Genomic DNA, 21,373 nt, shown 5'->3' with positions numbered 1-21,373 from the left:
GACCGGCCTAGCTACGCCGGTGGTGCATGCCCAGGCGCAGCAGCACGAAGCGCAGCACCGTGGCGACCAGGTTCGCGATCACCAGCACGGCCAGTTCCACCGACCGGGCGGGTACGGCGACGACCGCGTGCAGCGCCGCCAGCGCCCCACTGGTCAACGCCAGGCCGAGGCCGAACGCCAGCAGCCCCTGCGCGTGGTGCCGACCGGCGTTCCGGCTACCGGTGATCCCGAACGTCAGCCGTCGGTTCGCGGCCGTGTTCGCCACCGCCGTCAGGAACAGCGCCAGCAGGTTCGCCGGCTGCGCGCCGCGGGTGCCCCGGGTCGCGACGAACAGCAGCAGGTACGCCAGCGTGCTGGCCACCCCGACGGCGGCGAACCGGACCAGCTGCCCGGGCAGCCCGACCGGCACCTGCGCCGGTGGCGCGGCCAGCGGTGCCCGACCGAGCTGCGCACGCAGCTCGGCCAGGGGCAGCGCGCCGGTCACCAGGGACCGCCCGAGGCGACCCATCCCCCGCAGGTCGGCCAGGGCGGTGGCGACGATGTCGACGCGACTGTCCGGGTCGTCGACCCAGTCCACCGGCACCTCGTGGATGCGCAGCCCGGCCCGCTGCGCCAGCACCAGCAGCTCGGTGTCGAAGAACCACCCGGTGTCCTGCACGAGGGGCAGCAGCTCACCGGCCACGTCCGCGCGGATCGCCTTGAACCCGCACTGCGCGTCGGAGAACCGCGCGAACAGCGCGCCGCGCAGCAGCAGGTTGTAGGCCCGCGAGATGACCTCCCGTTTGGCGCCGCGCACCACCCGGGACGTACGCGCCAGCCGGGTGCCGATCGCCAGGTCGGAGTGGCCGGAGATGAGCGGCGCGACCAGCGGCAGCAGCGCCGCGAGATCGGTGGACAGGTCCACGTCCATGTACGCCAGCACCGGCGCGGACGAGGCCGACCACGCGGCGGACAGTGCCCGCCCCCGACCCTTGGCGTCCAGGTGCAGCACCTCGACGCCCGGCAGTTCGGCGCGGAGGCCCTCGGCGACCGTCAGGGTGCCGTCCACGCTGGCGTTGTCGGCGACGGTGATCTGGAACGGGTACGGGAAGTGCTCGGTGAGGTGAGCGTGCAGCCGGCGTACGCACGGCCCGAGGTCGATCTCCTCGTTGTAGACGGGGATCACCACGTCCAGCACCGCCCCGGTGGTGGTGGACCGGGTCCGCACCGCGGGACGCGGGCCGCTGAGCGCGGTCACGACGCGCCCGCGCCGGTGCTCAGGTCGTAGACGGTGACCCCGTCCACGGTCTGCGCCGTGAAGGTCTCCTCGACCCAGGTGGAGATCTCCTGCGAGGCCGAGCTGCCACCGTTGGCACGGAAGCCGCCACCGCCCACGAAGTAGTGGATCTTGCCCTCGGCGACGTAGCGCTGGAACTGGGCGAGGGTCGGTGACGGGTCGCTGCCGTTGAACCCGCCGATCGGCATCACCGGGTCGCCGGTGGCCAACTGGTAGCCGGAGGCGTTGTTGGAACCAATGGTGGCCGCCACCCAGGTGTAGTCATCGCTGTCGCGCTCGAGCAACTCGCGCATCGCGGCACTGGGCTCGCGGGCGTCGAGCAGACCTCCCATGCCGCCGCCGGCCTCCCGGCCACCACCGGGGAAGCCGGGCAGTTGACCGCCACCGGGGAAGCCGCCCGGGAAGCCCGGCGCCTGGCCGCCACCGGGAGCACCGGGCACCTGAGCGCCGCCCGGAACGCCCGGGAACCGCCCACCGTCCTGGTTGCCGTTGCGGCTCTCGCCGCCCGGCACCGACGCGCCGTTGCGGCCGTCGCCGGAGAACTGCCCGCGGCCGGGGAACCCCATGCCGCCCGGCGGTCGTCCGCCAGGGAAGCCACCGCGGCCGAATCCCCCCGCCACCGCAGGGCCGGCGCTCGGGATCGAGCCGGTGTGCGGGGTCGCGGCGGTCTGCGCGGCGTACGCCGCCGGCCCCGCGAGGGCCGCCGCCGCGCCGACGCCCAGTGCCACGGCCCCCAGCCACCGGGGCAGTCGGACGGCCAGCAGGAGAAGAGCCGCGCCGAGCAGGCCGGCGACCAGCACGACGGCACGCAGCCACGGGTACCAGTCGGGGCTGCGCCCGAGCAGCACCCACGCCCACCAGACGGTGACCGCGAGGGTGGCGGCGAGGGTCGCCGTGGCGGCCAGTGGACGCCACCGCTGCCACCGGGGCACCACCACCGGTTCCTCGGGCGCGGCGGCGGCCGGGGCGGGCCGGGGTCGGCGCTGCCGCCAGAGCAGGGTGACGCCGATGCCGACCAGCGCGCCGACGGCCGGCGCGAGCGCCACGGTGTAGTAGGCGTGGAAGATCCCGGACATGAAGCTGAAGATCAGTCCGGTAACCAGCAGCCAGCCACCCCACAGCAGCAGACCGGCCCGGGTGCGGTCGGTACGCGCGGCCCGACCGGCCACCAGCAGGCCCGCGACCAGCAGGATCAACGCGGCCGGCAGCAGCCAGGAGATCTGACCGCCGACCTCGCCGTCGAACATCCGCAGCAGGCCCGTCCGCCCCGAGAACGGCCCACCGCCACCGCCCATCCGTCCGGCGCCGCCGCCGACGCTGCCCACCTCGTCGCCGGTGATCCGGCCGAGACCGTTGTAGCCGAGGGTCAGCTCCAGGATGCTGTTGCCCTGCGAGCCGCCGACGTACGGACGCGCGCTGGCCGGGACGAGTTCGACGACGGCCACCCACCAGCCGGCGGACACCACCACCGCGAGGCCGGCGAGCAGGAGTTGCCGCACCCGCCGCCACAGCCCGGTCGGGGCGGCCAGCAGGTAGACGGCGGCGAAGACCGGCACCAGCAGGAAAGCCTGGAGCATCTTGGTCAGGAAGCCGAAGCCGATCAGCGCGCCGGCCAGCACGATCCACCGGGTACTGGCCGTCTCCAACGCGCGCACGGTGGCGTACGCGCCGCCGAGCAGCAGGAGCACGAGCAGGGCGTCGGGGTTGTTGAAGCGGAACATGAGCGTCGCCACCGGAGTGACGGCGAGGACCGCTCCGGCGATCAGGCCGGCGACCGGCCCGTACCAGCGCTTCACGCTCGCGTAGAGCACGCCGACGGAGGCGACCCCGCACAGCGCCTGCGGGACGAGCATCGCCCAGCTGTTCAACCCGAAGATCCGCACCGACAGGGCCATCAGCCAGAGCGAGGCCGGCGTCTTGTCCACGGTGATCGAGTTGGCCGCGTCGGACGAGCCGTAGAAGAAGGCTTTGCCGCTCACCGAGCCGGCCTGCGCGGCGGCCGCGTAGAACGAGTTGGCCCAGCCGGAGGCGCCCAGGCCCCAGAGGTAGAGCAGGCCGGTGCCCAGGAGCAGGGCCAGCAGAGCGGGCCGGGTCCAGGTCGCCGCACGGCCCGCCGGAGGCGGGTGTTCCTCGGGGCGCGTGCTCGGGTGGGGCGGCCCGACCGGGTCGCCGGGCGTCGTCGACAGGGTGTCTGTTCGGTCCATGCCGCCAGCCTTGGCGGCCGAACTGGCGGGACCCCGTGCGCCGCCTATGCGTCAGCTGTGGGATCCGGCAGGCGGACGGCGAACACCGTCCGGCCCGGACGGCTGTCGACGCCGACCGTGCCGTGGTGCGCCTCGACGACGGCCGCCACGATCGCCAGGCCGAGCCCGGTGCTGCCGTGCGCCCGGGACCGGGAACTGTCACCCCGGGCGAACCGCTCGAACATCTCCGGTCGCACCTGAGCCGGCACGCCCGGCCCGTCGTCGGCGACGGTGAGGACGGCGGTGCCCCCCTCGACGGCGAGGCTGGTGGTGACCGTCGTGCCGGGCGGGGTGTGCACGCGGGCGTTGGCCAGCAGGTTCGCCACCACCTGGTGCAGGCGGGCGGCGTCGCCGGGTACGCGGATGACGACCTCGGGCAGGTCGAGCCGCCAGTGGTGCTCGGGGCCGGCGACGTGCGCGTCGCTGACCGCGTCGACCACGAGGGCGGACAGGTCGACCGGATCCGCCGCGAGCGGCCGGCCGGCGTCGAGCCGGGCCAGCAGCAGCAGGTCGTCGACGAGGCTGGTCATCCGGGCGCTCTCGGACTCGACGCGGCGCAGGGCGTGCGCCACGTCGGTGGGGACCTCGTCGCGGCCCCGCCGGGACACCTCGGCGTACCCACGGATCGCCGCGAGCGGGGTGCGCAGCTCGTGGCTGGCGTCGGCGACGAACTGGCGTACCCGGGTCTCGCTGGCCTGCCGCACGGCCAGCGCGTCGGCGACGTGGCCCAGCATCCGGTTCAACGCCGCGCCGACCTGGCCGACCTCGGTACGCGGGTCGGTGTCGGCGGCCGGCACCCGGACGGCGAGCGCCACCTCGCCCCGGTCCAGCGGCAGCTCGGTGACCCGGGCGGCGGTCGCGGCCACCCGGTTCAGCGGTCGCAGCGTGGCCCGCACGATCAGCGCGCCCGCGCCACCGGCCAGGAGCAGGCCGAGGCCGACGACCCCGGCCTGCGCGGCGACCAGCGCCCAGACGGTGTCCTGCACGCCGCTGAGCGGAATACCCACGGCGACCACGACCCCGTTGGGCAGTTGCCGGGCCACCGCCCGGACGTCCCCCTCGTCGAGGGTGACGGTGCGGGGCCGGCCGTCGGTGGGCAGCGCGACCAGCCGTGCGGCGTCGGCCGCGGGAACGTCGGCGAGGCTGCCGCTCGCGGTGCTCCGCGTCGCCGTGGTCACGCCGTCGGCCCGGCGTACGGCGAGCGAGCCCGGCGGGAAGCCGCGCGGAGGCTCCGGCGGGGACGGTGCGGCCACGCCCGGCCGTGGAGCGGGCCGCCCGGGGTCGCCACCCGGGCGGAACCACGGCGGCAGGTCGCGCGGCCGGTCCCCCATCGTCAACTGGGTGTCGACCTGCGCGACCAGCACGTGCCGCAGGGCCAGCGTGGTGAGCCCGCCGATGGCGACGCTGACCAGGGCGAGCAGCGCGACCAGGGCGAGCACCAGCCGGGTCCGCAGCGGCCGGCCGGCCCACCAGCGCCGCGGACGCCCGAGCCGGCCGCGGGCGGCTGGCTCAGTCGGCGGGTTTGAGGACATAGCCCGCCCCGCGCAGCGTGTGGATCATCGGCGGTCGCCCCGCGTCGATCTTCTTGCGCAGGTACGAGATGTACAGCTCCACCACGTTGGCCTGGCCGCCGAAGTCGTAGTTCCACACCCGGTCGAGGATCTGCGCCTTGCTGAGCACCCGGCGCGGGTTGCGCATCAGGTAGCGCAGCAGCTCGAACTCGGTCGCGGTCAGCGTGACGAGCTGGCCGGCACGGCGGACCTCGTGACTGTCCTCGTCGAGGCTGAGGTCGCCGACGGTCAGCAGCGCCTCCTCGTGGGCGGCGACCGCGAAGCCCGAGCGGCGCAGTAGCGCGCGGAGCCGGGCGATGACCTCCTCCAGGCTGAACGGCTTGGTCACGTAGTCGTCGCCGCCCACGGTCAGCCCGGCGATGCGCTCCTCGACGGCGTCCCGGGCGGTCAGGAAGAGCACCGGCACGGTCGGGGCGTACTCGCGCAGCCGACGCAGCACCTGGAAGCCGTCGAGGTCAGGCAGCATGACATCGAGGACGACGGCGTCCGGCTGGAACTGCCGCGCGGCGCTCAACGCCGCCATGCCGTTGCCGGCGCTGCGCACCTGCCAACCCTCGTAGCGCAGCGCCATCGAGAGCAGATCGGTCAGCGTCGCCTCGTCGTCCACCACCAGCACGCGGACCGGTTCACCGTCCGGGCGGCGCAACTCGATCCGGCCCGGCGCGGTCTGCCCCTGGATGACCATGCCCCCCATCGTGGACGGGCCCGCTGTGTCGCGCCTCTGCGCCGCCTGTGTGCCAGCTGTACGGCCGGGCCGCCGGGCCACCGCTCAGCCTCCGACCGTGGTCACTCGGACACCCCGTACGCGTCGGTCCGGACGAAGCGCATGCTCCACCCGCCGTGGCCGTCGGGCTGGTCGCGCTCGTAGAGGTGGTCGGGGCCGGGCTGGGTCGGGCCGGTGCCGCCCGGATGCCGCATGATCCATCGCTGCGGAGGGGCGCCGTCCGGCTCGGCCGGTACCGCGCGGACCAGCCCGTCCGCGGGACCGCCGACGAAGCGTACGGTGACCTCGCCCATCGCGGCGCTCCTTTGCGTGACGATGCCGGCACGCTCGGTGCGTACGGCCCTGGGTCGCAAGCTACCGCACCCGGCGGCGACCCCGGCCGAGGTACGGCGTGATCGGCGGCCGTCGCGGTTTGCCCAGCTCGACCCCCGGGTACCGCGAACTCCAGGCCCCGCCGCCGGGCGGGACGAGGACGAGGAGTTGTCGATGCGGACGCTGGACGGGCGGTACCAGCTCGAACAGCGCATCGGCGTCGGCGGGATGTCCGAGGTGTGGCGGGCCCACGATCGGGTGCTGGATCGGCCGGTCGCCGTGAAGCTGATCGCGCCCGGCCCGGACGGCCGCCACGACGCGGTGGACCGGATCCGCACGGAGGCCCGCTCGGCGGCCCGGCTGGTGCATCCGAACGTCGCGAGCGTGCACGACTTCGGCACCTCCTCGACGCTCCCGGGCCGCCGGGTCCCCTACATCGTCATGGAGCTGGCCGAGGGCGAGACGCTGGCCGCGCACCTCCGGGCGGGCCCGCTGGACTGGCGCATCTCGGTGCGGGTCTGCGCGGAGGTGGCCGCCGCGCTGTCCGCCGCGCACGCGAGCGGCATCGTGCACCGCGACGTCAAGCCGGCGAACGTCATGCTCACCCCGGCGGGGGTGAAGGTCCTCGACTTCGGTATCGCCACCCCGACGGACGCGCCGGACCCGATGCCCGACGGCATGGTGCTCGGCACCCCCGCGTACCTGGCGCCCGAACAGCTCGACGGCGCCCCCGCCACCCCGGCCGCCGACATGTACGCCCTCGGCGTGCTGCTCTACTACTGCCTCACCGGTGATCTCCCGTACCGGGCCCAGACCCCGGCCGAGCTGCTGGCCGCGCGCCGGTCCGGGCCACCCGAGCCGCTGCCGGAGATCGACGGGCTCCCGCCCGAGGTGTCCGAGTTGTGCCGCTCCTGCCTGGACGACGATCCCGCCGAGCGTCCGACCAGCCTGGTCGCGGCGTTGCTCCTGGCCGAGGTCGTGGACGCCCGGGTGTACGTGCCGATGGCGATCCCCACGCAGCGGCCACCGTCGCCGTCGCCGTCGCCATCGCCGTCGCCGTCGCCATGGACCGAGCGGGCGGCGGCGCAGCCCACCGAGGCGCTGTCGGTCGTCGACGGGAGCTGACCTGAGCGTTTCGCCCGCCCCCGGCCGGGTAGCCGGGCGGGTGAGCGACGGGAGGAACGCGATGCCGAGTCCGAGTTCCTGGCTGCATGAGGCCACCGCCACCGCCGAGGGTGGCCACGTCCGAACCGATGACGGCGGGCTCTCCACGCCGCTCGCGTCGCCGCTGGCGGCGCACTGCACCGGCCTGAGACCGGAGCAGTTGTTGGCGGCGGCCTTCGCCTCCTGCCTGCACCACGCCGCCGTGGAGGCGGCCGGGGAGATCACCGACGAGGCGCACACGGTCCAGGTGCGCGCCGAGGCGAAGCTGGGGCGCGACGACGACGGCCGGTACCGGGCCGACGTGCACGCCTCGATCTCGTCGGCCGGTCTGAGCCGGGCGCAGTTGGCCGACCTGGTCGAGTACGCCGATCGGCTCTGGCCCTTCTCCAGCAGCGACAACACGCGGCACCGGCTGACGGTCAGCCCGGCGGAGAACGGTCGGCACTGAGGCCCCCCTTTCGGTGGATACGGCTATCGTCTGATCGGACGATGGCCGGAGTGCGGGTCGGATCGATGTACGAACACGTCCCGGTGACCGGTATGACCCGGCGAATCGGGAATACCCGGCTCGCCTGATCGGCGAGGTTGTGCCGGTATAGGCGGACTTCGACCGATCACACACCGTGGATTCGGGCAAATTGTGGCGCATGCCACTGTTGGGGCCGATGGCAGCGGGCGACCGACTATCTAGCCTCGGCGGGTGCATCCCGACGACCCCACCGCCCAGAAGCTGACCGACGCGCCCTCGACCACCCACACGAGGGACGCCGCATCAACCGAACGGACGATCGGCCGTCACCGGGCTCCCGAACCGCCGCCGCGCCGCGCCCTGCTCGGCTCCACCCCGGTCCGGGTCGCCCTGGTCACCGGCGTCACCTGCTGCCTCGGCCTGGGCGCGTTCGCCGCCACCCGCGACGGGCAGGAAGCCCCGCAGCCCGTCCGGCCGATCGCCGACGCGCTGGCCGACCGTGCCGCCATCGCCGACGAGCGCGCCTCCCGGTCGCTGGACCGCGACGTCGCCCCGGCCCGGGTCACCCCCACCCCCACGGCCTCACCCACGCCCCGACCCACCGTCACCCGCCAGGCGCCCAAGAAGCCGGTCAAGCCCCGCCGGCCGCGCCCGGTCGCCGGGCTCGACCAGCAGCAGATGGACAACGCGAAGATCATCGTGGACGTCGGCGTGGAGCTGAAGATGCCGCGTCGCGCCCTGGTCGTGGCGCTCGCCACCGCGATGCAGGAGAGCAACCTCTACAACCTGGCCAGCGACGTGCTGCCGGAGTCGACCGAGTACCCGCACCAGGGCAGCGGCTCCGACCACGACTCGGTCGGCCTGTTCCAGCAGCGGCCCAGCAGCGGGTGGGGCACGGTCGCCGAGCTGATGCGCCCGTCGTACGCCGCCCGGGCCTTCTACACCGCCCTCGCCGAGATCCCCGGCTGGGAGGACATGAGCCTCGCGGCCGCCGCCCAGGCCGTGCAGGTCTCGGCGTACCCCGACGCGTACGCCCCGCACGAGGACCGTGCCACCACCGTGGCGGCGGCGCTGCTCGCCTGAGGCTGTCTCAGCGGGCCGTACGCCCCGTGGGCGGCTGCGCTCCGCTGTCGCGCCCGCCGGCCGCCACCCGGGTCGCGGGTACGCCCGTGCCGGCCGCCGCCGTGGGCGTGTCGGCCGGCACCGGCTCGACCGTCACGCCGATGAGGATCTCGTCCACCAGGGCCTCGCGACGACGGCGCGCGTGCAGCGCCTCCTCGAAGTCACGCCGGGCCTGCACGGCATCCGCGTACGCCTGCTCCCGGACCCGACGGGCCTCCTCGCGGGCCTCGTCCAGCGCGCGGCGGGCCTGTGCCAGGATCTCGTCCGCCTCCTGACGCACCGCGTCGCCGGCCCGGCGGGTGGCGGCGGCGTCGCCCAGGTCCAGTCGCTGGAGCAGCCCGCTGAGCCAGGTCGCCTCCTGGCGGACCTCGTCCCACTCCCGGGTCGCCCCGGCCGCGCCCTCCGCCCGCGCCGCGAGCCGGGACAATCTGATCCCCAGCTCATCCAGGCAGGAATCCACCTGTCGCTGGTCGTAGCCGGTCTTCACGACGGAGAACCTCATACTGTCGCCCCCCAGGCAGCCGCTGTTACTTCCCCACCTGGATCCTCGGGCGCGACGACACCTACCGAGGCGGTTCGGGAAAATTGTTCAGCATGCGCGGGACGGACGGATCAGGAGCGCTTGGGCAGCACGACCACGCGGCCGAAGAACTCGTCGATGCGGCGCACCACGTCGTTGAAGTCGTCCAGGTCGATCGGCTTCGTGACGTACGCGTTGGCCTGCAACGTGTAGCTGCCGACGATGTCGGTGTCCGCGTTCGAGGTGGTCAGCACCACGATCGGAATGGTCCGCAGATCCTCGTCCTGCTTGACCGCCCCGAGCACCTGACGCCCGTCCATGCGCGGCATGTTGAGGTCGAGCAGGATGACGTCCGGCCGACGGGCCTCGGAGTGGCGACCCTCGGCGCGGAGGAACTCCATCGCCTCCTCGCCGTCGCTCACCACGTCGATGATCTTCTCGACGTCGGAGTCGGCCAACGCCTCCTCGATCATCAGCACGTCGCCGGGATCGTCGTCGACCACCAGGATGCGTACCGGCTGCGGGCTGTCGCCCATCACTACCTGCCTCGGGTCGGCGGAGAATGGAAACCGGACGGTCACCATGCTGGCGGGGAAATCTAGCCCATCAGAGGGCGCTCTGGGACGCCGGGTCGGCCGTGTCGGGAACGTAGCGGAGCACGTCGGCCAGGCCGGTGATCCGCAACACGCGCTCGACCCGACCGGCGGCGCCGGTGATCCTCAGCCAGCCCCCATCGGCGGTGGCCTGGTTGTCGCCCCGGACGAACACGGCCATCCCGGTGGAGTCGCAGAAGGTCAGGTCGGTCAGGTCGAGCAGGACCCGGCGCTCACCGGCGGCGGTGAGCCGGGCGATGGCGGCCGCCAGCTCGTCCGCGGTGCTCAGGTCCAGCTCACCGGCGAGCCGCAGGCAGGCGACACCACCGTCGCGCTCGGCGTCGCTGACACTGAACGTCACCGTCTCCCCCTCGCTCGCTCCACCGGCGGGTGGGACGTTTGCAGTGCGGCAAGTATACGCAGGGGGGTACGACGCTCCGCAGCGCGTGGTGATCGTCTGGCCGACCCGGGTCAGGCGGCGGAACGGGACGCGGCGGCCAGCCCGGCACGCCCCAGGGCCAGCGCGTGCGCCGCCCGGGGGTAGTCCCGCAGCTCGGCGGCGACGTGCTCCAGGGTCAGCGCGACGGCGCTGGCTGGCACCCGCCGGCTCGTCAGGATCTCCGCGAGCCAGTCGACGAACTCGGTGAACAGGAAGGCGTCGTCGACGTACAGCGCGGCGGCCAGCGAGTCCAGGATGTGGCCCAGGTCGCTCACCGTCGAGTCGAGCTGGGTGGCCGTGTACTCGCGCGTCGCCGGCGCCTTCTCCCGCAGATCGGTCAGCGCGCTGTCGATCAGATCGCCACGGCGGCGGACCAGGCTCGCGTACTCGTCGTCGGCCAGGTGCGCGAGTCGCGCCGCCGGCACCCGCCGCAGCGCCCGCTCGTCGGCGATCAACTCGGCCGCCGCCGGCGCGTTCGGTGCCCAGGCCGCGCCGAGCCGGGCCGCCCACCGGCCGTCCGCGCCGAAGCCCCGCCCACCGACCACGACCGGCACGTCCGAACGCCGGCAGGCCTCGATCATCCGGTGGGCGTGCGGCAGCCGCATCGGCAGCGCGCAGGCCAGCGCGACCGCCTGCGCGTCGTGCCGGTGCAGGTACGACACGAGGTGCGCCGCCGGCACGCTGGCGCCCAGGAAGGTCACCTGCCAACCGCGCAGCCGCAGCACCTCGGCCACCAGCCGGGGCGGCAGGGCGTGCCACTCGCCGTCCATGCAGGCCACCACGACATGACCGCCGGTCGCACGCGGTTTGGCGTACGCCGCCACGGCGGCCACCACCCGCTCGCTGATGTGGGTGGCCGCGTGCTCCTGCGCCACGCTCCACTCGTTGCGGGCCCACCGCTCACCGACCTCGGCCTGCGCCGGCGCGACCAGGTCGAGCAGCACCCGCTCCGCCGGCACGCCCGCCTCCAGCAGGCCGATCGCCACGTCGATCGCGGCGTACTCGTCGGCGTCGGCGAGGCAGGCCAGATAGTCGGGGTAGGCGTCGGTCGGTTCCGTCGTCGCGGCGGGGGCGGTCACGCGGGGCTCATCCTCTGCTCGTCGGCGGTCGTCGGCGTGGGAACGGCGTGCAGGTGCCGCGCGCCGCGACCGCCGGGGCTGACCGCGCGCAGCGCCAGGACGGCGATGTCGTCGTGGTCGCCGTTGCCCAGCCAGTCACAGGTGACCTGCTCGACGCGCTCGGCCAGGGCCGGCGCCGGCATGCGCTGGCAATCCGTCACGGCCGTCACCAGGCGCTCCGCGCCGAACTGCTCGTCGCCGCGACGACCTCCACGGGCCTCGGTGACGCCGTCGCTGTAGAGCAGGCAGGTCTCGCCCGGCGCCAGGCGTACGGTCACCTCGCCGACGCGCGGGTCGGGCACCACCCCGATCAGCATTCCGCGCAGCGGCACCGCTTCGACCTCGCCCGAGTTGCGCAGCACCAGCGGTGGCAGGTGCCCGCCCCCGGCCATCGTGAGGGTCACCCCTCCGTCGCGCTGCGGACGGGCCACGCCCAGCACGATGGTGGCGAAGCGGCCCTGGCCGTTGGCCTGGGTCGTCTCGAGCAGGGCGTCGTTGAGCAGCCGCAGCAGCCGGCCCGGGTGGGACTCCACCCGGTGCAGCGCCTGGAGGCACTGGCGGAGCTGCCCGGTGAACACGGCCGCCTCGACGCCCTTGCCGGAGACGTCGCCGAGGAAGAAGACGGAACCGCCGTCGACGAGCCGGTGCGAGCCGTAGAAGTCGCCGCCGATGCGCAGTCCCGCCTGCGCCGGACGGTACGCGGTGCCCCACTGCACGCCCGCGGTCTCGGTCGGCTCGACCGGCAGCAGGCTGGCCTGCAGGGTGTCGGCGACCTCCGCCTGGTCGCGGTAGAGCTGGGCGGTGGTCAACGCCGCGCCGGCCCGGGCCGCGAACGCCCGGATCAACTCGACGTCGTCCTCGTCGTACCACCGGTGGGAGCGCCGGGCGACCAGCAGCACCCCGACGGGGGTGTCGCGGCCGGGCAGCGGTACGACCCGGGCGGTGCTGTCGACGCCCGCGAGGCCGGGCAGCCAGCCGGCGTCGACCGCCTGCTCCACCAGCCAGTCGACCGTGTGCGGCTCGACACCGGTCAGCCCGTCGGCGATGGCCGGAGGGAGCGTGACGCCGGTCAGGACGCCACTGTCGACCATCGGGGCCTCGTCGTCGACCCGGCTGGCACGCCACCAGCGGGCCCGCCCAGCGCGGGGCGCGAGCACCAGCACGGCCACCTCGGCCAGGGTCGGCACGGCGAGCCGGACGACCGCCGCGGCGGCCCGGTCGGGGTGCAGCGGGTTGCCCAACTTGTCGCCCACCACGGCCAGGAAGGCCGACCGGGCCCGCTCGGCGAGCAACGCGTCGGCACGGCTGACGCTCTCGGTGACGTCCTCGACGTACCAGCAGCAACGGCCGGCGGACAGCGGCATCTGGCGGGCGGTAAGCCGACGGTCGTGGTGGGTGAAGTTCCCGGGCACGCCCTCGCCCAACCCCGGCACGCCGGACGCGGCCAGCGATTCACCGGGCACCACCTCGGGCAACAGCCGCTCGGCCACCGGGCTCACGTGCCGGACGACACCGTCCGCGTCACAGACCACCAGGCCCTCGCGGAAGTGTTCGACGACCTCGGACCAGTCCGGAGTGGCCTGGTCACGGTCGGGGGCCAACGGCGGCAGCGCGGGCGCGGGCCAGGACGGCGAGTCGGCGGACCACGCCGGGGCCCGTGTGGTACTCGGCGTGGAGATCCGTCCGTCGCCCGGGTCCCAGTCCCTGACGTCGGAAGCAGTCACCAGCTGAGCCTCACTCCTTGTCGTCCACCCGAACGTGCGCCTGGCCACCCACCCTACGCCGGTGCGCCGTGACCGGCATCCGACAGCAGGTCGGGCCCGGGTTCGCGTAGCGAGCGGACCCGGTCGACGGTTGTTACGATCCCCTCGCGCCGGCCAGAGATACCGGCCGGCGAAAGGGCGTGATCGTGCTGTTGGAAGGGCGTGGACCCGACGCGACGCCACTGATCATGTCGGTCGACAGGTCCGAGCCCGACCTGCCCCTGATCCGGGTCGGCGGCGAGCTCGCGTACGCAACCTCGGCCCCTCTGCACGCCGAGGTCGACCGGATCCTCTCCGACGGGCCACGCGCGATCGTGCTGGACTTCGCCGATCTGACCTTCATCGACAGCACCGGTCTCGCCGTGATCGTGCACGCCTGGCGGGAGGGCCAGGCCGTGGGCGCCGGGCTCCGGCTGCGCTCGGTCCCCCGCTTCCTGGCGACCATCCTGGACATCACCGGGGTGGCGACGCTCATCGGTCGGCCGCTGCCCTCCGCTCGTCCGGAGGGCGGCCCCGACGCCGAGGCGTCCGCCGCCACGGCGTCATCCGGCGACGCGCGGCCCCGGGGTTTGCGTTCCGCGTGAGGACTGGGAACATGGTGGAATGCCCCACCAGCTGTTGACCATCGAGGTGAGCCGGCCCGACGCCGGTCACGTCCGGCTCCGGCTGACCGGCGAGCTCGACTACGACACCGCGCCCGAGCTGGTGGCCGCCGCGGCCGGCGTGCACGGCGAGCAGCAGGTGACGATCGACCTGAGCGGCGTCGGCCTCTGTGACTCGTCCGGGCTCAGCGCCCTGCTGATCGCGCGTCGGAGCGTCGGGGCGATCCAGCTCACCGGGGTCAGCCCGCAGATCCAGCAGTTGCTGGACCGCACCGGCCTCACCGAGCTGCTGAGCGTGCAGGGCGACGACGGCCTGCGCGCCACCGGCTGACGGGCGCACCGAGCGACCACCCCGCGCGCGAGGGGGGTGGCCCCCGACCCTGGGACCTGGGGCCGGGGGCCGGAGAAATGCCTAGGGCGCGGTCATCGGCTGGAGTCGGGGGCCGCCGTCGCGCAGTTCGACGGTCGATGGAGGTTCGATGTCGTCGGGTTCCCCCGAGTCGGGCGTCTGGTACAGGTAGCGGACAAACTCCCCACCCGCCTCATTGTCGTCCGCACCCGGCCACTGGCCGATGCAGTCCATTCCGACCACTTCCCGGCCGGTGCCGTCGGCCTCCTCCAGCAGCGCCCACAGGCTCACCGGGTAGCACCGGGTGGCGTCGGGCGTGAGCTGCCAGCGGGCGTACCAGCCGGGTCGAGCGGGAACGATCTCGACGATCCGTTTCATGACGACCTTCCTTCCGCGTACCTCGGAAGAACTGCCTCCTGCCCCGATCCTGCGGGCCGCACGGGTGAGCGCCCCTCACCCCGGGCGGATGAAGCCCGGCCGACGCTCAGCCCTACTCGGCCGGCAGCGTCCGTTTCGGCTCCCGGGGCGGCGGGAACGCGACCGTCGCAGGATCGATCCCCAGCGGAAGGGGCGTCACCATGCGCAAGCAGATGGAGGGCGACAACCAGCGCCGCCGGGCGCTGGCCCGGCAGGCCCGCGAACAGGGCGGCCAGCCCAGCGAGTACGGCTCCAGCCTGAGTGCCTCCAAGCAGCTCACCAGCCTGGACCAGAGCAGACGGGCCGGCCCGCCGCCCGCCGGACGGCACAAGGCGGACACCACGCGTGGTGGACCGGCGCCGCCATCGAGGGGTACCCCGGACAATCCGCGACCGCAGCCGCCTCCCGGTGGCGCGGCCGGTGTGACGAGCGTGGGCTACAAGGATCTGGTCGAGGATGTCGGACGCCGGTCCGGGGTCGACTTCTCGACGGCGAAGGTGGGCGCTGAGGCGACCGTGCTGGTGCTGGCCTTCGCGCTCGACACGGCGGAACGGCAACGACTGCTCGCCGCCGTGCCGAACTCGCTGCACGACGTGGTGCCCGTGGACGGCATCGAGCGGCACCGGGATCTGGCCGGCTTCCTGGCCGAGGTGGGCCGGATCAGCGGGCGTACGCCGGAGCAGGCCCGCTACCAGGCGGAGGCGACGATCGCCGCGCTCGCCGAGCAGGACGGCGACCTGATCGAGTCCCTGCACTTCCCCGACGGCCTGCGGGAGCTGCTGAACCCGCCAGCGGCCGGCGGCGGCATCGTGGGGGCGTCCACCACCACGCCCACCCTGGACGAGGAGCAGGTCCAGGCGGCGCTGGACGACCTGCCGTACTGGGCTGGCGACACCGCCGGCCTGTACCGGGTGATCGCGCTGCCGCAGGACAACCTCGACCGGGTGCTCGCCCGGCTCGACCGGCTGCGCCAGGAGACCGGCCGTGGCCCGAGCATCGGGCGTCCCGGCGATACGGCGGCCGTGCTGACCGTCCGCACCAGCCAGGCGGACGGGGTGAGCGCGCTGGACGTGGACCTGGCCCACACGATCGACGACGCGATCGACGAGGTCGGCGCCGGGATGGCCGGCGGCTGACCGCCGGCACGGCGTACGCGGGCCGGCGGACGCGGGTGCTCCCGCGCCGCCGGCCCGTCGGCAGCTCGGTTAGCGTGCCGTCATGAACCGTGCCGCCGACCGTCTGGAGTTGGTCGCCGATCCGGTCCGCAGGACCGGACGGACGCTGCTCTCCGCCGGCGTCGAGCAGTCGTACGTGGACGTCGAGGATCCCCGGCACCTGCACTTCGAGTACGTCCGCCGGATCGCGTCGGCCGTGGAGCTGGCGGCGCCGGCGGGCGTACCCCTGAGCGTGTTGCACCTCGGCGGCGGCGCGTTGACGCTGCCCCGCTGGCTGGCCGCCACCCGGCCGGGTTCCCGGCAGCGGGTCGTGGAACGGGACCGGGCGGTTGTCGACCTGGTGGCGCGGGAGCTGCCGCCGCCTCCACCGGAGGTGCGGGTGGAGGTCGGCGACGCGCGGGAGGCGGTCACCTCCGCCGAGGGGAACGCGTACGACCTGGTGATCGCCGACATCTACCGGGCCGCCCGGATGCCCGGGCACGTCCGCACCGTGGAGTTCGCCGCCGAGGTGGCCCGTGTTCTGCGGCCCGGCGGGCTCTACCTGGTCAATGTGACGGACCTGCCACCGCTGGTCGGCACGAGGGTGCAGGTGGCGACACTGCGGGCGGTCTTCGGGGACGTCTGCGTGTTCGGCGACCGCCGGATGCTGCGTGGTCGGCGCTACGGCAACCTGGTGCTCGCCGCGACGCACCGCCCCGGCGGGCTGCCGGTCGGTCGGCTCGCCGTGGCCGCGCTGCGCGACCCGATCGTGGGTGGGCTGCTGCACGCCGCCGCTCTCGACACCTTCGTGGCCGGCGCGCACCCACTTCTCGACACCGACGTCTGAGGGAGCGCCAACCGTCCCGCAATGCCGGGTTTCCTGCGGTCTGGGCGGGGAAGGCCCGGCGGGTGAGCAACGCCGACGATCGGGCCACCGCCCGCCGGACCCTGGTCGTGATCGCGCTGGTGCTGGCCACCGCGCTCGCGCTCGCCTTCGTGTACGCGACCCGTCGGGTGCTCGTCTGGGCGGTGGTGGCCGCCTTCTTCGCGGTCGCGCTCAAACCGGCCGTGGACCGTCTGCAACGCCGGTTCGTCCGCCGCCGGGCGCTGGCCACGCTGCTCGTCTTCCTCGCCGCGTTCGTCGTGCTGGCGGTCCTCGCCACGGTGATCCTGGTGCCGCTGCTGGACGAGGTGGGCCGGTTCGCCGAGCGAGGGCCCGAGCTGCTGCGCGACGCGCGCGCCGGGCGCGGTCCGCTGGGTGGGTTCCTGGAACGCACCGGGGTACGGCGCTACGCCAGCGCGCACGCGGACGAGCTGCGGAACGTCGGGGCCCGGCTGCGGCAACCCGCCGTCGGGGTGCTGCGTGGCGTGGCGGAGGGGGTCGCGGGGCTGGTCACGGTCGTCGTGCTGGCGTACCTCATGGTGTTGGAATCGCCGCGGATCACCCGCGGCGTGCTCGCGGTGGCCGGGGACGGTCCGGGCGAGCGGTTGCGTCGCGTGGGCCGGGAGGTGTCGCGGACGGTCACCGGCTACCTCACCGGGAACCTGGTGATCAGCGTGATCTGTGGCGCGTTGACCTTTCTGGTGTTGAGCCTCACCGGTGTGCCGTTCGCCGGGGTGATCGCGCTGCTCGTCGCGGTGGCCGACCTCATACCGCTGGTGGGCGCGACGATCGGCGCGGTGCTCGCCGCCGGGGCGGGGTTCCTGCACTCCCCCACCGCCGGCGTCGTCGTGCTCGTCTTCTTCGTCGTCTACCAGCAGGTCGAGAACCACCTGCTCCAGCCGCTCATCCTCGCCCGCGCGGTACGGCTCAACCCGCTGACCGTGCTGCTGAGCCTGCTGCTCGCGGCGGAGTTGGCCGGGTTGCTCGGCGCGCTGCTGGCCATACCCGCCGCCGGCATCGTCCAGATCCTGCTGCGCGAGTACGGCCCGCGACGGGCGGACCCGCCCCGCTCAGCGACCGTGCGCCGCGACCTCGGGTGAGGTGCTCTCCAGCGGCACCGCGTTCGCCGGGACCAGCCCCAACTGCACCGCCGAGCGGGTGAGCGCGGCGTCGAGCACCCAGTCGGCCCCCACGCGGGTGCGGTTGCCCGGCATCGCCATCAGGTGGTACGCCCGGGTGACCGCCTTGGCGGGCAGTCCGGCCAGGTTGACGTGCAGCGGGTTCGCGGCGGCGTCCTTGCCGCCCAGGTCGACGACCCAGCCCAGGTCGTGGTGCTTGTACGGCCGGCGCTGGCCGAAGCCGTACGACGCGGCGATGTTGTGCGCCACCCGCTTGCCCTGCCGCTCCGCGTGCTGCGCCGTCATGCCGCAGATCTGCCCCGGGTTGACCAGGTCGGGCACGGCGGCCGCGTCACCACAGGCGAAGACCTCCGGATAGCCGGGGACGTTGAGGTACTCGTCGGTGACCAGCCGGCCCCGCTCGGTGCGCAGGCCCAGCTCGTTGACGAACGGGTCGGGGCGTACGCCCACGCACCACACCAGCGTGCAGGTGGGGACGTACTCGCCGTCGGTGAGCTTGACCCCGTCGCAGGTCGCCTCGGCCACCGAGGTGCCCATCCGCACGTCCACACCGCGCTTGTTGAGCACCTTGTGCGAGGTGTCCGACATTCGCTTGTCCAGCTCCGGCAGCACGCGGGGAGCGACGTCGAGCAGCATCCAGCGGGGCCGGACGGTCAGCCGGGGTCGCTGCGCGTGCAGGGCGTCAGTGAACAGTTGGCCGTGCGCCGCGACCTCGGTGCCGGTGTACCCCGCGCCGACCACCACGAAGGTGGAACGGGCCTGCTGCTCGGCCGGGTCCTCGGCCTGCTCGGCCAACTCCACCTGGCGGACGATGTGGTCGTGCAGGTAGACGGCTTCGGGCAGGCCACGGAAGCCGTGCGCGTACTCGGTGACGCCCGGGATCGGCAGCAGCTTGTTGACGCTGCCCACGGCGAGGACCAGCCGGTCGTACGCCAGGCGGTTCTTCTCCCCCTCGGGCTGGGTGAAGCCGACCCAGCGGTTCTGCAGGTCGACGTGGTCCGCCTCGCCGATCACCACCCGGACGCCCTTGAGGGTCCCGGTCAGCGGCACGGCGATGCGCGACGGCTCGACCACCCCGGCGGCCACCTCGGGCAGCAGCGGCAGGTACAGGAAGTAGTCGGTGGAGTTCAGCACCACGATCTCGGCCCGGTCCCGGGCGATCCGGCTCAACGTCTTCGCCGCGTGGTAACCGGCGAACCCGGCCCCCACGATCACCACACGAGGTTTCGTCATTGCCGGCCGTTTCCCGTCGCAGCCCAGGACAAACGTCGAAGCGCAGGCGCGCGGTCAGCTCCGCTCGATCCAGACGTGACCGCTGGCGCCCGTCGCCTCCACACCCCACTCCTGACCGAAGGCCCGCACCCGGTTCGCCGAGATCCGGCCGATCTCCGGTGGAACCGCCGGGTCGAGCACGAGCCGACCCTCGACCGGGTTGAGCCCCAGCATCGCGCGGACCAACGCCAGCGGCGCTCCGGCCGCCCACGCCTGTGGGCTGCACGCGGTGGGATACGGGATGGCGAACAGCAGCCGTTGCCGGTCGGACCCGCTGAGCGCCTCGGGCAGCCGGTGGCCGAACTGCTCGGCCGCGTCGATCATCGTCAGACTGATCCGGTTCGCCTCCGCCCGGTAGCCGTAGCGGGCCAGGCCGAGGGCGATCAGCGAGTTGTCGTGCGGCCAGACCGTGCCCAAGTGGTAGCCGAGGGGCCGGTAGAGGCGTTCCTCGGCCGACAGCGTCCGGATGCCCCAGCCGGAGAACATGGCGGGCGACATGAGCTGGCGCACCACCGCATCCGCCCGCCCCGGCGGCACGATCCCGCTCCACAGCAGGTGACCCATGCTGGACGTCTTGGAGTCGACCACGTTCTTGTCGCCGTCGAGGGCCACCGCGTAGTAGCCACCCCGATCGTCGATCCAGAAGTCCCGGTTGAACCGCTCGTACAGGGTGCCGGCCTCGTCGCGCAGCCGTGCCGCCAGGGTGGGGTCGCCCAGCGGGCCGTCGAACAGCTCGGCCAGCCGCACCTTCGCGTCGAAGGTGTAGCCCTGAACGTCGGCGGTTGCCAGCGGCAGCACCGGGATACGCCCGTCGGCGAAGCAGACGCCGTCCGGCGAGTCCCGCCAGCACTGGTTGCCCAGCCCTTCCGGGGACCGGGTGGCGTACTCCACGAAGCCGTCGCCGTCGCGGTCGCCGTACTCGTCGATCCACCGCAGGGCGGCCAACGCGTTGTCGCGCAGGTGCCGGACGGTCTCGTCGTCGCGGGTCCACCGCCAGTACTCCGACAGCAGGATCAGCCAGAGCTGCGTGGCGTCGGCGGTGCCGTAGTAGGGGCCGTACGGCTTCTGGCCGGTACGGGTCAGCTCGCCGCTGCGGGCCTCGTGCAGGATCTTGCCAGGCTCCTCGTCGGTGAAGTCGTCACAGGCCTCGCCCTGCAGTCGGGCGAGCGCGAGCAGCGCCCCCTTCGCCAGCGCCGGCCCGGCCACCAACGTCTGGTACGCGGTGATCAGCGTGTCCCGCCCGAAGACGGTGAGGAACCAGGGCAGTCCCGCGCCGGGCAGCAGGATCCGCTGACCCTTGATCTCCAGGTCGAGCCGCAGCGCCGCCAGGTCGTCGCGGGACTGACGGATGGTGCACTCCAGCGCCTGGCTGTGGCTGCGCAGCATGGCCCGGTCCTCGGTCCACCGGCGCAGCGGGTCTTCGGCCCGGCCCTGGAGGACGTCGATGATGTCGCCGCGCACCGGCTCGACCACGCCAAGGCCCGGCGCCAGCGGCACGTGCAGGTCCACCAGCCAGTCCTCGCGCGGACGCAGGTGCAGGTCCCAGACCAGATCGTTCCCCTCGATCCGGTCCGCCGGGGTCGCGCACCGCACCCGGGTCTCGGCGGTGAAGTCTCCGTTGCGGTAGGAGAAGCACAGCTCGGACCCGTCGGCCGCGTGGCCGCGGACGATCTGCGCGGAGCGGTCCCGGACCACGGACTTGACCTCGAACAGGTCGGCGAAGTCCACGTCGACGGCGAGGCGCAGCTGCACCCGCACCGGCTCGGGCTGGTACGACACCACCTCCAGACGCTCGTGGAAGCCGTCGCCGACGTAGCGCAACCGCCGGATGGCGAGACCGTTCGGCGCCAGCCCGGGCAGCTCCGGATTGGTGAGCACATACTGCGCGGAGTAATGCTCGATTGTCCGGGCCCGCAACACCAGCAGCTGACCACCATTGACGGTGAGGGTCCAACCGCTGATCAGGCGGGTGTCCAGGTGCACGAGCCCGCCGATGCTGCCCGGAGGCACGTCGCCGCGCGCGTCGGAGTACAGGAACGTGGGGCCGCTGAGCACGGCGAGCGAGTCGGGGCCCAACTCGGGCGGCATCGCCCGCTGGTCGCCACTCTCCCCCGTTCCGGGAGCCACGCCCACGGTCGGGTTGGCGGGGGTCGCGCGTACGACAGCCATGACACCCACCGTAGGAACGGCGGCCACGGGGTGTCATCACCCGAATCTGGTGAAAGCGCCTGCACCATCCACAC

The 21,373-nt window shown here is 73.6% G+C and carries 21 protein-coding genes; 8 read left to right on the top strand and 13 right to left on the bottom strand.

What is annotated here, in order from left to right:
- Positions 1 to 7: 7 nt before the first annotated feature.
- The 5 genes from ACLQ25_RS16950 to ACLQ25_RS16930 all read right to left on the bottom strand — a co-directional run bounded on the left by ACLQ25_RS16950 (position 8) and on the right by ACLQ25_RS16930 (position 6,107).
- Positions 8 to 1,237, bottom strand: coding sequence for a glycosyltransferase (locus ACLQ25_RS16950; RefSeq protein ID WP_425731831.1), 1,230 nt, complete (start codon positions 1,235 to 1,237; stop codon positions 8 to 10).
- Positions 1,234 to 3,480, bottom strand: coding sequence for an ArnT family glycosyltransferase (locus ACLQ25_RS16945; protein ID WP_425731830.1), 2,247 nt, complete (start codon positions 3,478 to 3,480; stop codon positions 1,234 to 1,236). Before ACLQ25_RS16945 ends, ACLQ25_RS16950 begins: the two co-directional genes overlap by 4 nt.
- 44 nt (positions 3,481 to 3,524) lie before the next feature.
- The gene (locus ACLQ25_RS16940) at positions 3,525 to 5,051 is read right to left on the bottom strand and encodes a sensor histidine kinase (protein WP_425731829.1); all 1,527 of its coding nucleotides are present in this window, start codon (positions 5,049 to 5,051) and stop codon (positions 3,525 to 3,527) included.
- Positions 5,029 to 5,775 (bottom strand): response regulator transcription factor, encoded by a 747-nt coding sequence (locus ACLQ25_RS16935; RefSeq protein WP_425731828.1) that lies wholly within the window; start codon positions 5,773 to 5,775, stop codon positions 5,029 to 5,031. Before ACLQ25_RS16935 ends, ACLQ25_RS16940 begins: the two co-directional genes overlap by 23 nt.
- 101 nt (positions 5,776 to 5,876) lie before the next feature.
- The gene (locus tag ACLQ25_RS16930) at positions 5,877 to 6,107 is read right to left on the bottom strand and encodes a hypothetical protein (protein WP_357121824.1); all 231 of its coding nucleotides are present in this window, start codon (positions 6,105 to 6,107) and stop codon (positions 5,877 to 5,879) included.
- Positions 6,108 to 6,300: 193 nt separating this feature from the next.
- Between ACLQ25_RS16930 and ACLQ25_RS16925 the strand changes: the two genes are divergently transcribed.
- From ACLQ25_RS16925 to ACLQ25_RS16915, 3 genes are all read left to right on the top strand, one after another.
- Positions 6,301 to 7,251 carry a serine/threonine-protein kinase gene (locus tag ACLQ25_RS16925; protein ID WP_425731827.1) on the top strand — a complete coding sequence of 317 codons (951 nt, stop codon included), beginning with the start codon at positions 6,301 to 6,303 and terminating at the stop codon, positions 7,249 to 7,251.
- Positions 7,252 to 7,312: 61 nt separating this feature from the next.
- Entirely contained in the window at positions 7,313 to 7,738 is a 426-nt protein-coding gene (locus ACLQ25_RS16920) for an OsmC family protein (protein WP_396799475.1), read from the top strand.
- A 252-nt stretch (positions 7,739 to 7,990) separates the two neighbouring features.
- Complete coding sequence (locus ACLQ25_RS16915) at positions 7,991 to 8,842, top strand: hypothetical protein (RefSeq protein ID WP_425731826.1); 852 nt, start codon at positions 7,991 to 7,993, stop codon at positions 8,840 to 8,842.
- 7 nt (positions 8,843 to 8,849) lie between these two features.
- Here ACLQ25_RS16915 and ACLQ25_RS16910 read toward each other — a convergent pair whose 3' ends face one another.
- The 5 genes from ACLQ25_RS16910 to ACLQ25_RS16890 all read right to left on the bottom strand — a co-directional run bounded on the left by ACLQ25_RS16910 (position 8,850) and on the right by ACLQ25_RS16890 (position 13,275).
- Positions 8,850 to 9,383 (bottom strand): ATPase, encoded by a 534-nt coding sequence (locus ACLQ25_RS16910; RefSeq protein WP_425731825.1) that lies wholly within the window; start codon positions 9,381 to 9,383, stop codon positions 8,850 to 8,852.
- 110 nt (positions 9,384 to 9,493) lie between these two features.
- A complete protein-coding gene (locus ACLQ25_RS16905) occupies positions 9,494 to 9,937 on the bottom strand; it encodes a response regulator (RefSeq protein ID WP_425731824.1) in 444 nt (147 codons plus the stop codon).
- Positions 9,938 to 10,007: 70 nt separating this feature from the next.
- Positions 10,008 to 10,355: an STAS domain-containing protein gene (locus tag ACLQ25_RS16900; RefSeq protein ID WP_425731823.1), complete on the bottom strand. Its 348-nt coding sequence runs from the start codon at positions 10,353 to 10,355 to the stop codon at positions 10,008 to 10,010.
- A gap of 110 nt (positions 10,356 to 10,465) precedes the next feature.
- Positions 10,466 to 11,512 (bottom strand): cobalamin B12-binding domain-containing protein, encoded by a 1,047-nt coding sequence (locus tag ACLQ25_RS16895; protein ID WP_425731822.1) that lies wholly within the window; start codon positions 11,510 to 11,512, stop codon positions 10,466 to 10,468.
- On the bottom strand, positions 11,509 to 13,275 hold the full coding sequence (locus ACLQ25_RS16890) for a SpoIIE family protein phosphatase (protein WP_425731821.1): 1,767 nt from the start codon (positions 13,273 to 13,275) through the stop codon (positions 11,509 to 11,511). Before ACLQ25_RS16890 ends, ACLQ25_RS16895 begins: the two co-directional genes overlap by 4 nt.
- Before the next feature lie 179 nt (positions 13,276 to 13,454).
- On the opposite strand from ACLQ25_RS16890, the gene ACLQ25_RS16885 reads away from it, so the two are divergent.
- Both ACLQ25_RS16885 and ACLQ25_RS16880 read left to right on the top strand, forming a co-directional pair.
- Positions 13,455 to 13,898 carry an STAS domain-containing protein gene (locus tag ACLQ25_RS16885; RefSeq protein WP_425731820.1) on the top strand — a complete coding sequence of 148 codons (444 nt, stop codon included), beginning with the start codon at positions 13,455 to 13,457 and terminating at the stop codon, positions 13,896 to 13,898.
- Between the two features lie 19 nt (positions 13,899 to 13,917).
- The gene (locus ACLQ25_RS16880; protein WP_425731819.1) at positions 13,918 to 14,247 is read left to right on the top strand and encodes an STAS domain-containing protein; all 330 of its coding nucleotides are present in this window, start codon (positions 13,918 to 13,920) and stop codon (positions 14,245 to 14,247) included.
- Between the two features lie 81 nt (positions 14,248 to 14,328).
- On the opposite strand, the gene ACLQ25_RS16875 is transcribed toward ACLQ25_RS16880, so the two are convergent.
- The gene (locus ACLQ25_RS16875; RefSeq protein WP_355052350.1) at positions 14,329 to 14,643 is read right to left on the bottom strand and encodes a hypothetical protein; all 315 of its coding nucleotides are present in this window, start codon (positions 14,641 to 14,643) and stop codon (positions 14,329 to 14,331) included.
- 200 nt (positions 14,644 to 14,843) lie between these two features.
- On the opposite strand from ACLQ25_RS16875, the gene ACLQ25_RS16870 reads away from it, so the two are divergent.
- The 3 genes from ACLQ25_RS16870 to ACLQ25_RS16860 all read left to right on the top strand — a co-directional run bounded on the left by ACLQ25_RS16870 (position 14,844) and on the right by ACLQ25_RS16860 (position 17,819).
- The gene (locus ACLQ25_RS16870; protein ID WP_425731818.1) at positions 14,844 to 15,818 is read left to right on the top strand and encodes a DUF2267 domain-containing protein; all 975 of its coding nucleotides are present in this window, start codon (positions 14,844 to 14,846) and stop codon (positions 15,816 to 15,818) included.
- Positions 15,819 to 15,900: 82 nt separating this feature from the next.
- Positions 15,901 to 16,683, top strand: a complete 783-nt coding sequence (locus ACLQ25_RS16865; RefSeq protein WP_425731817.1) for a spermidine synthase — start codon at positions 15,901 to 15,903, stop codon at positions 16,681 to 16,683.
- Positions 16,684 to 16,745: 62 nt separating this feature from the next.
- Entirely contained in the window at positions 16,746 to 17,819 is a 1,074-nt protein-coding gene (locus ACLQ25_RS16860) for an AI-2E family transporter (RefSeq protein WP_425731816.1), read from the top strand.
- Here the strand turns inward: ACLQ25_RS16860 and ACLQ25_RS16855 are convergent.
- Both ACLQ25_RS16855 and ACLQ25_RS16850 read right to left on the bottom strand, forming a co-directional pair.
- Positions 17,790 to 19,091 (bottom strand): NAD(P)/FAD-dependent oxidoreductase, encoded by a 1,302-nt coding sequence (locus ACLQ25_RS16855; RefSeq protein ID WP_425731815.1) that lies wholly within the window; start codon positions 19,089 to 19,091, stop codon positions 17,790 to 17,792. The two genes, ACLQ25_RS16860 and ACLQ25_RS16855, sit on opposite strands and share 30 nt — an antisense overlap.
- Positions 19,092 to 19,145: 54 nt before the next feature.
- A complete protein-coding gene (locus ACLQ25_RS16850) occupies positions 19,146 to 21,299 on the bottom strand; it encodes a glycogen debranching N-terminal domain-containing protein (protein WP_425731814.1) in 2,154 nt (717 codons plus the stop codon).
- Between the last annotated feature and the right edge of the window lie 74 nt (positions 21,300 to 21,373).

The sequence above is a fragment of the Micromonospora sp. DT44 genome (genome assembly GCF_049841635.1).
Classification (GTDB): domain Bacteria; phylum Actinomycetota; class Actinomycetes; order Mycobacteriales; family Micromonosporaceae; genus Micromonospora.
This window is presented reverse-complemented; position numbering and strand designations above follow the sequence as displayed.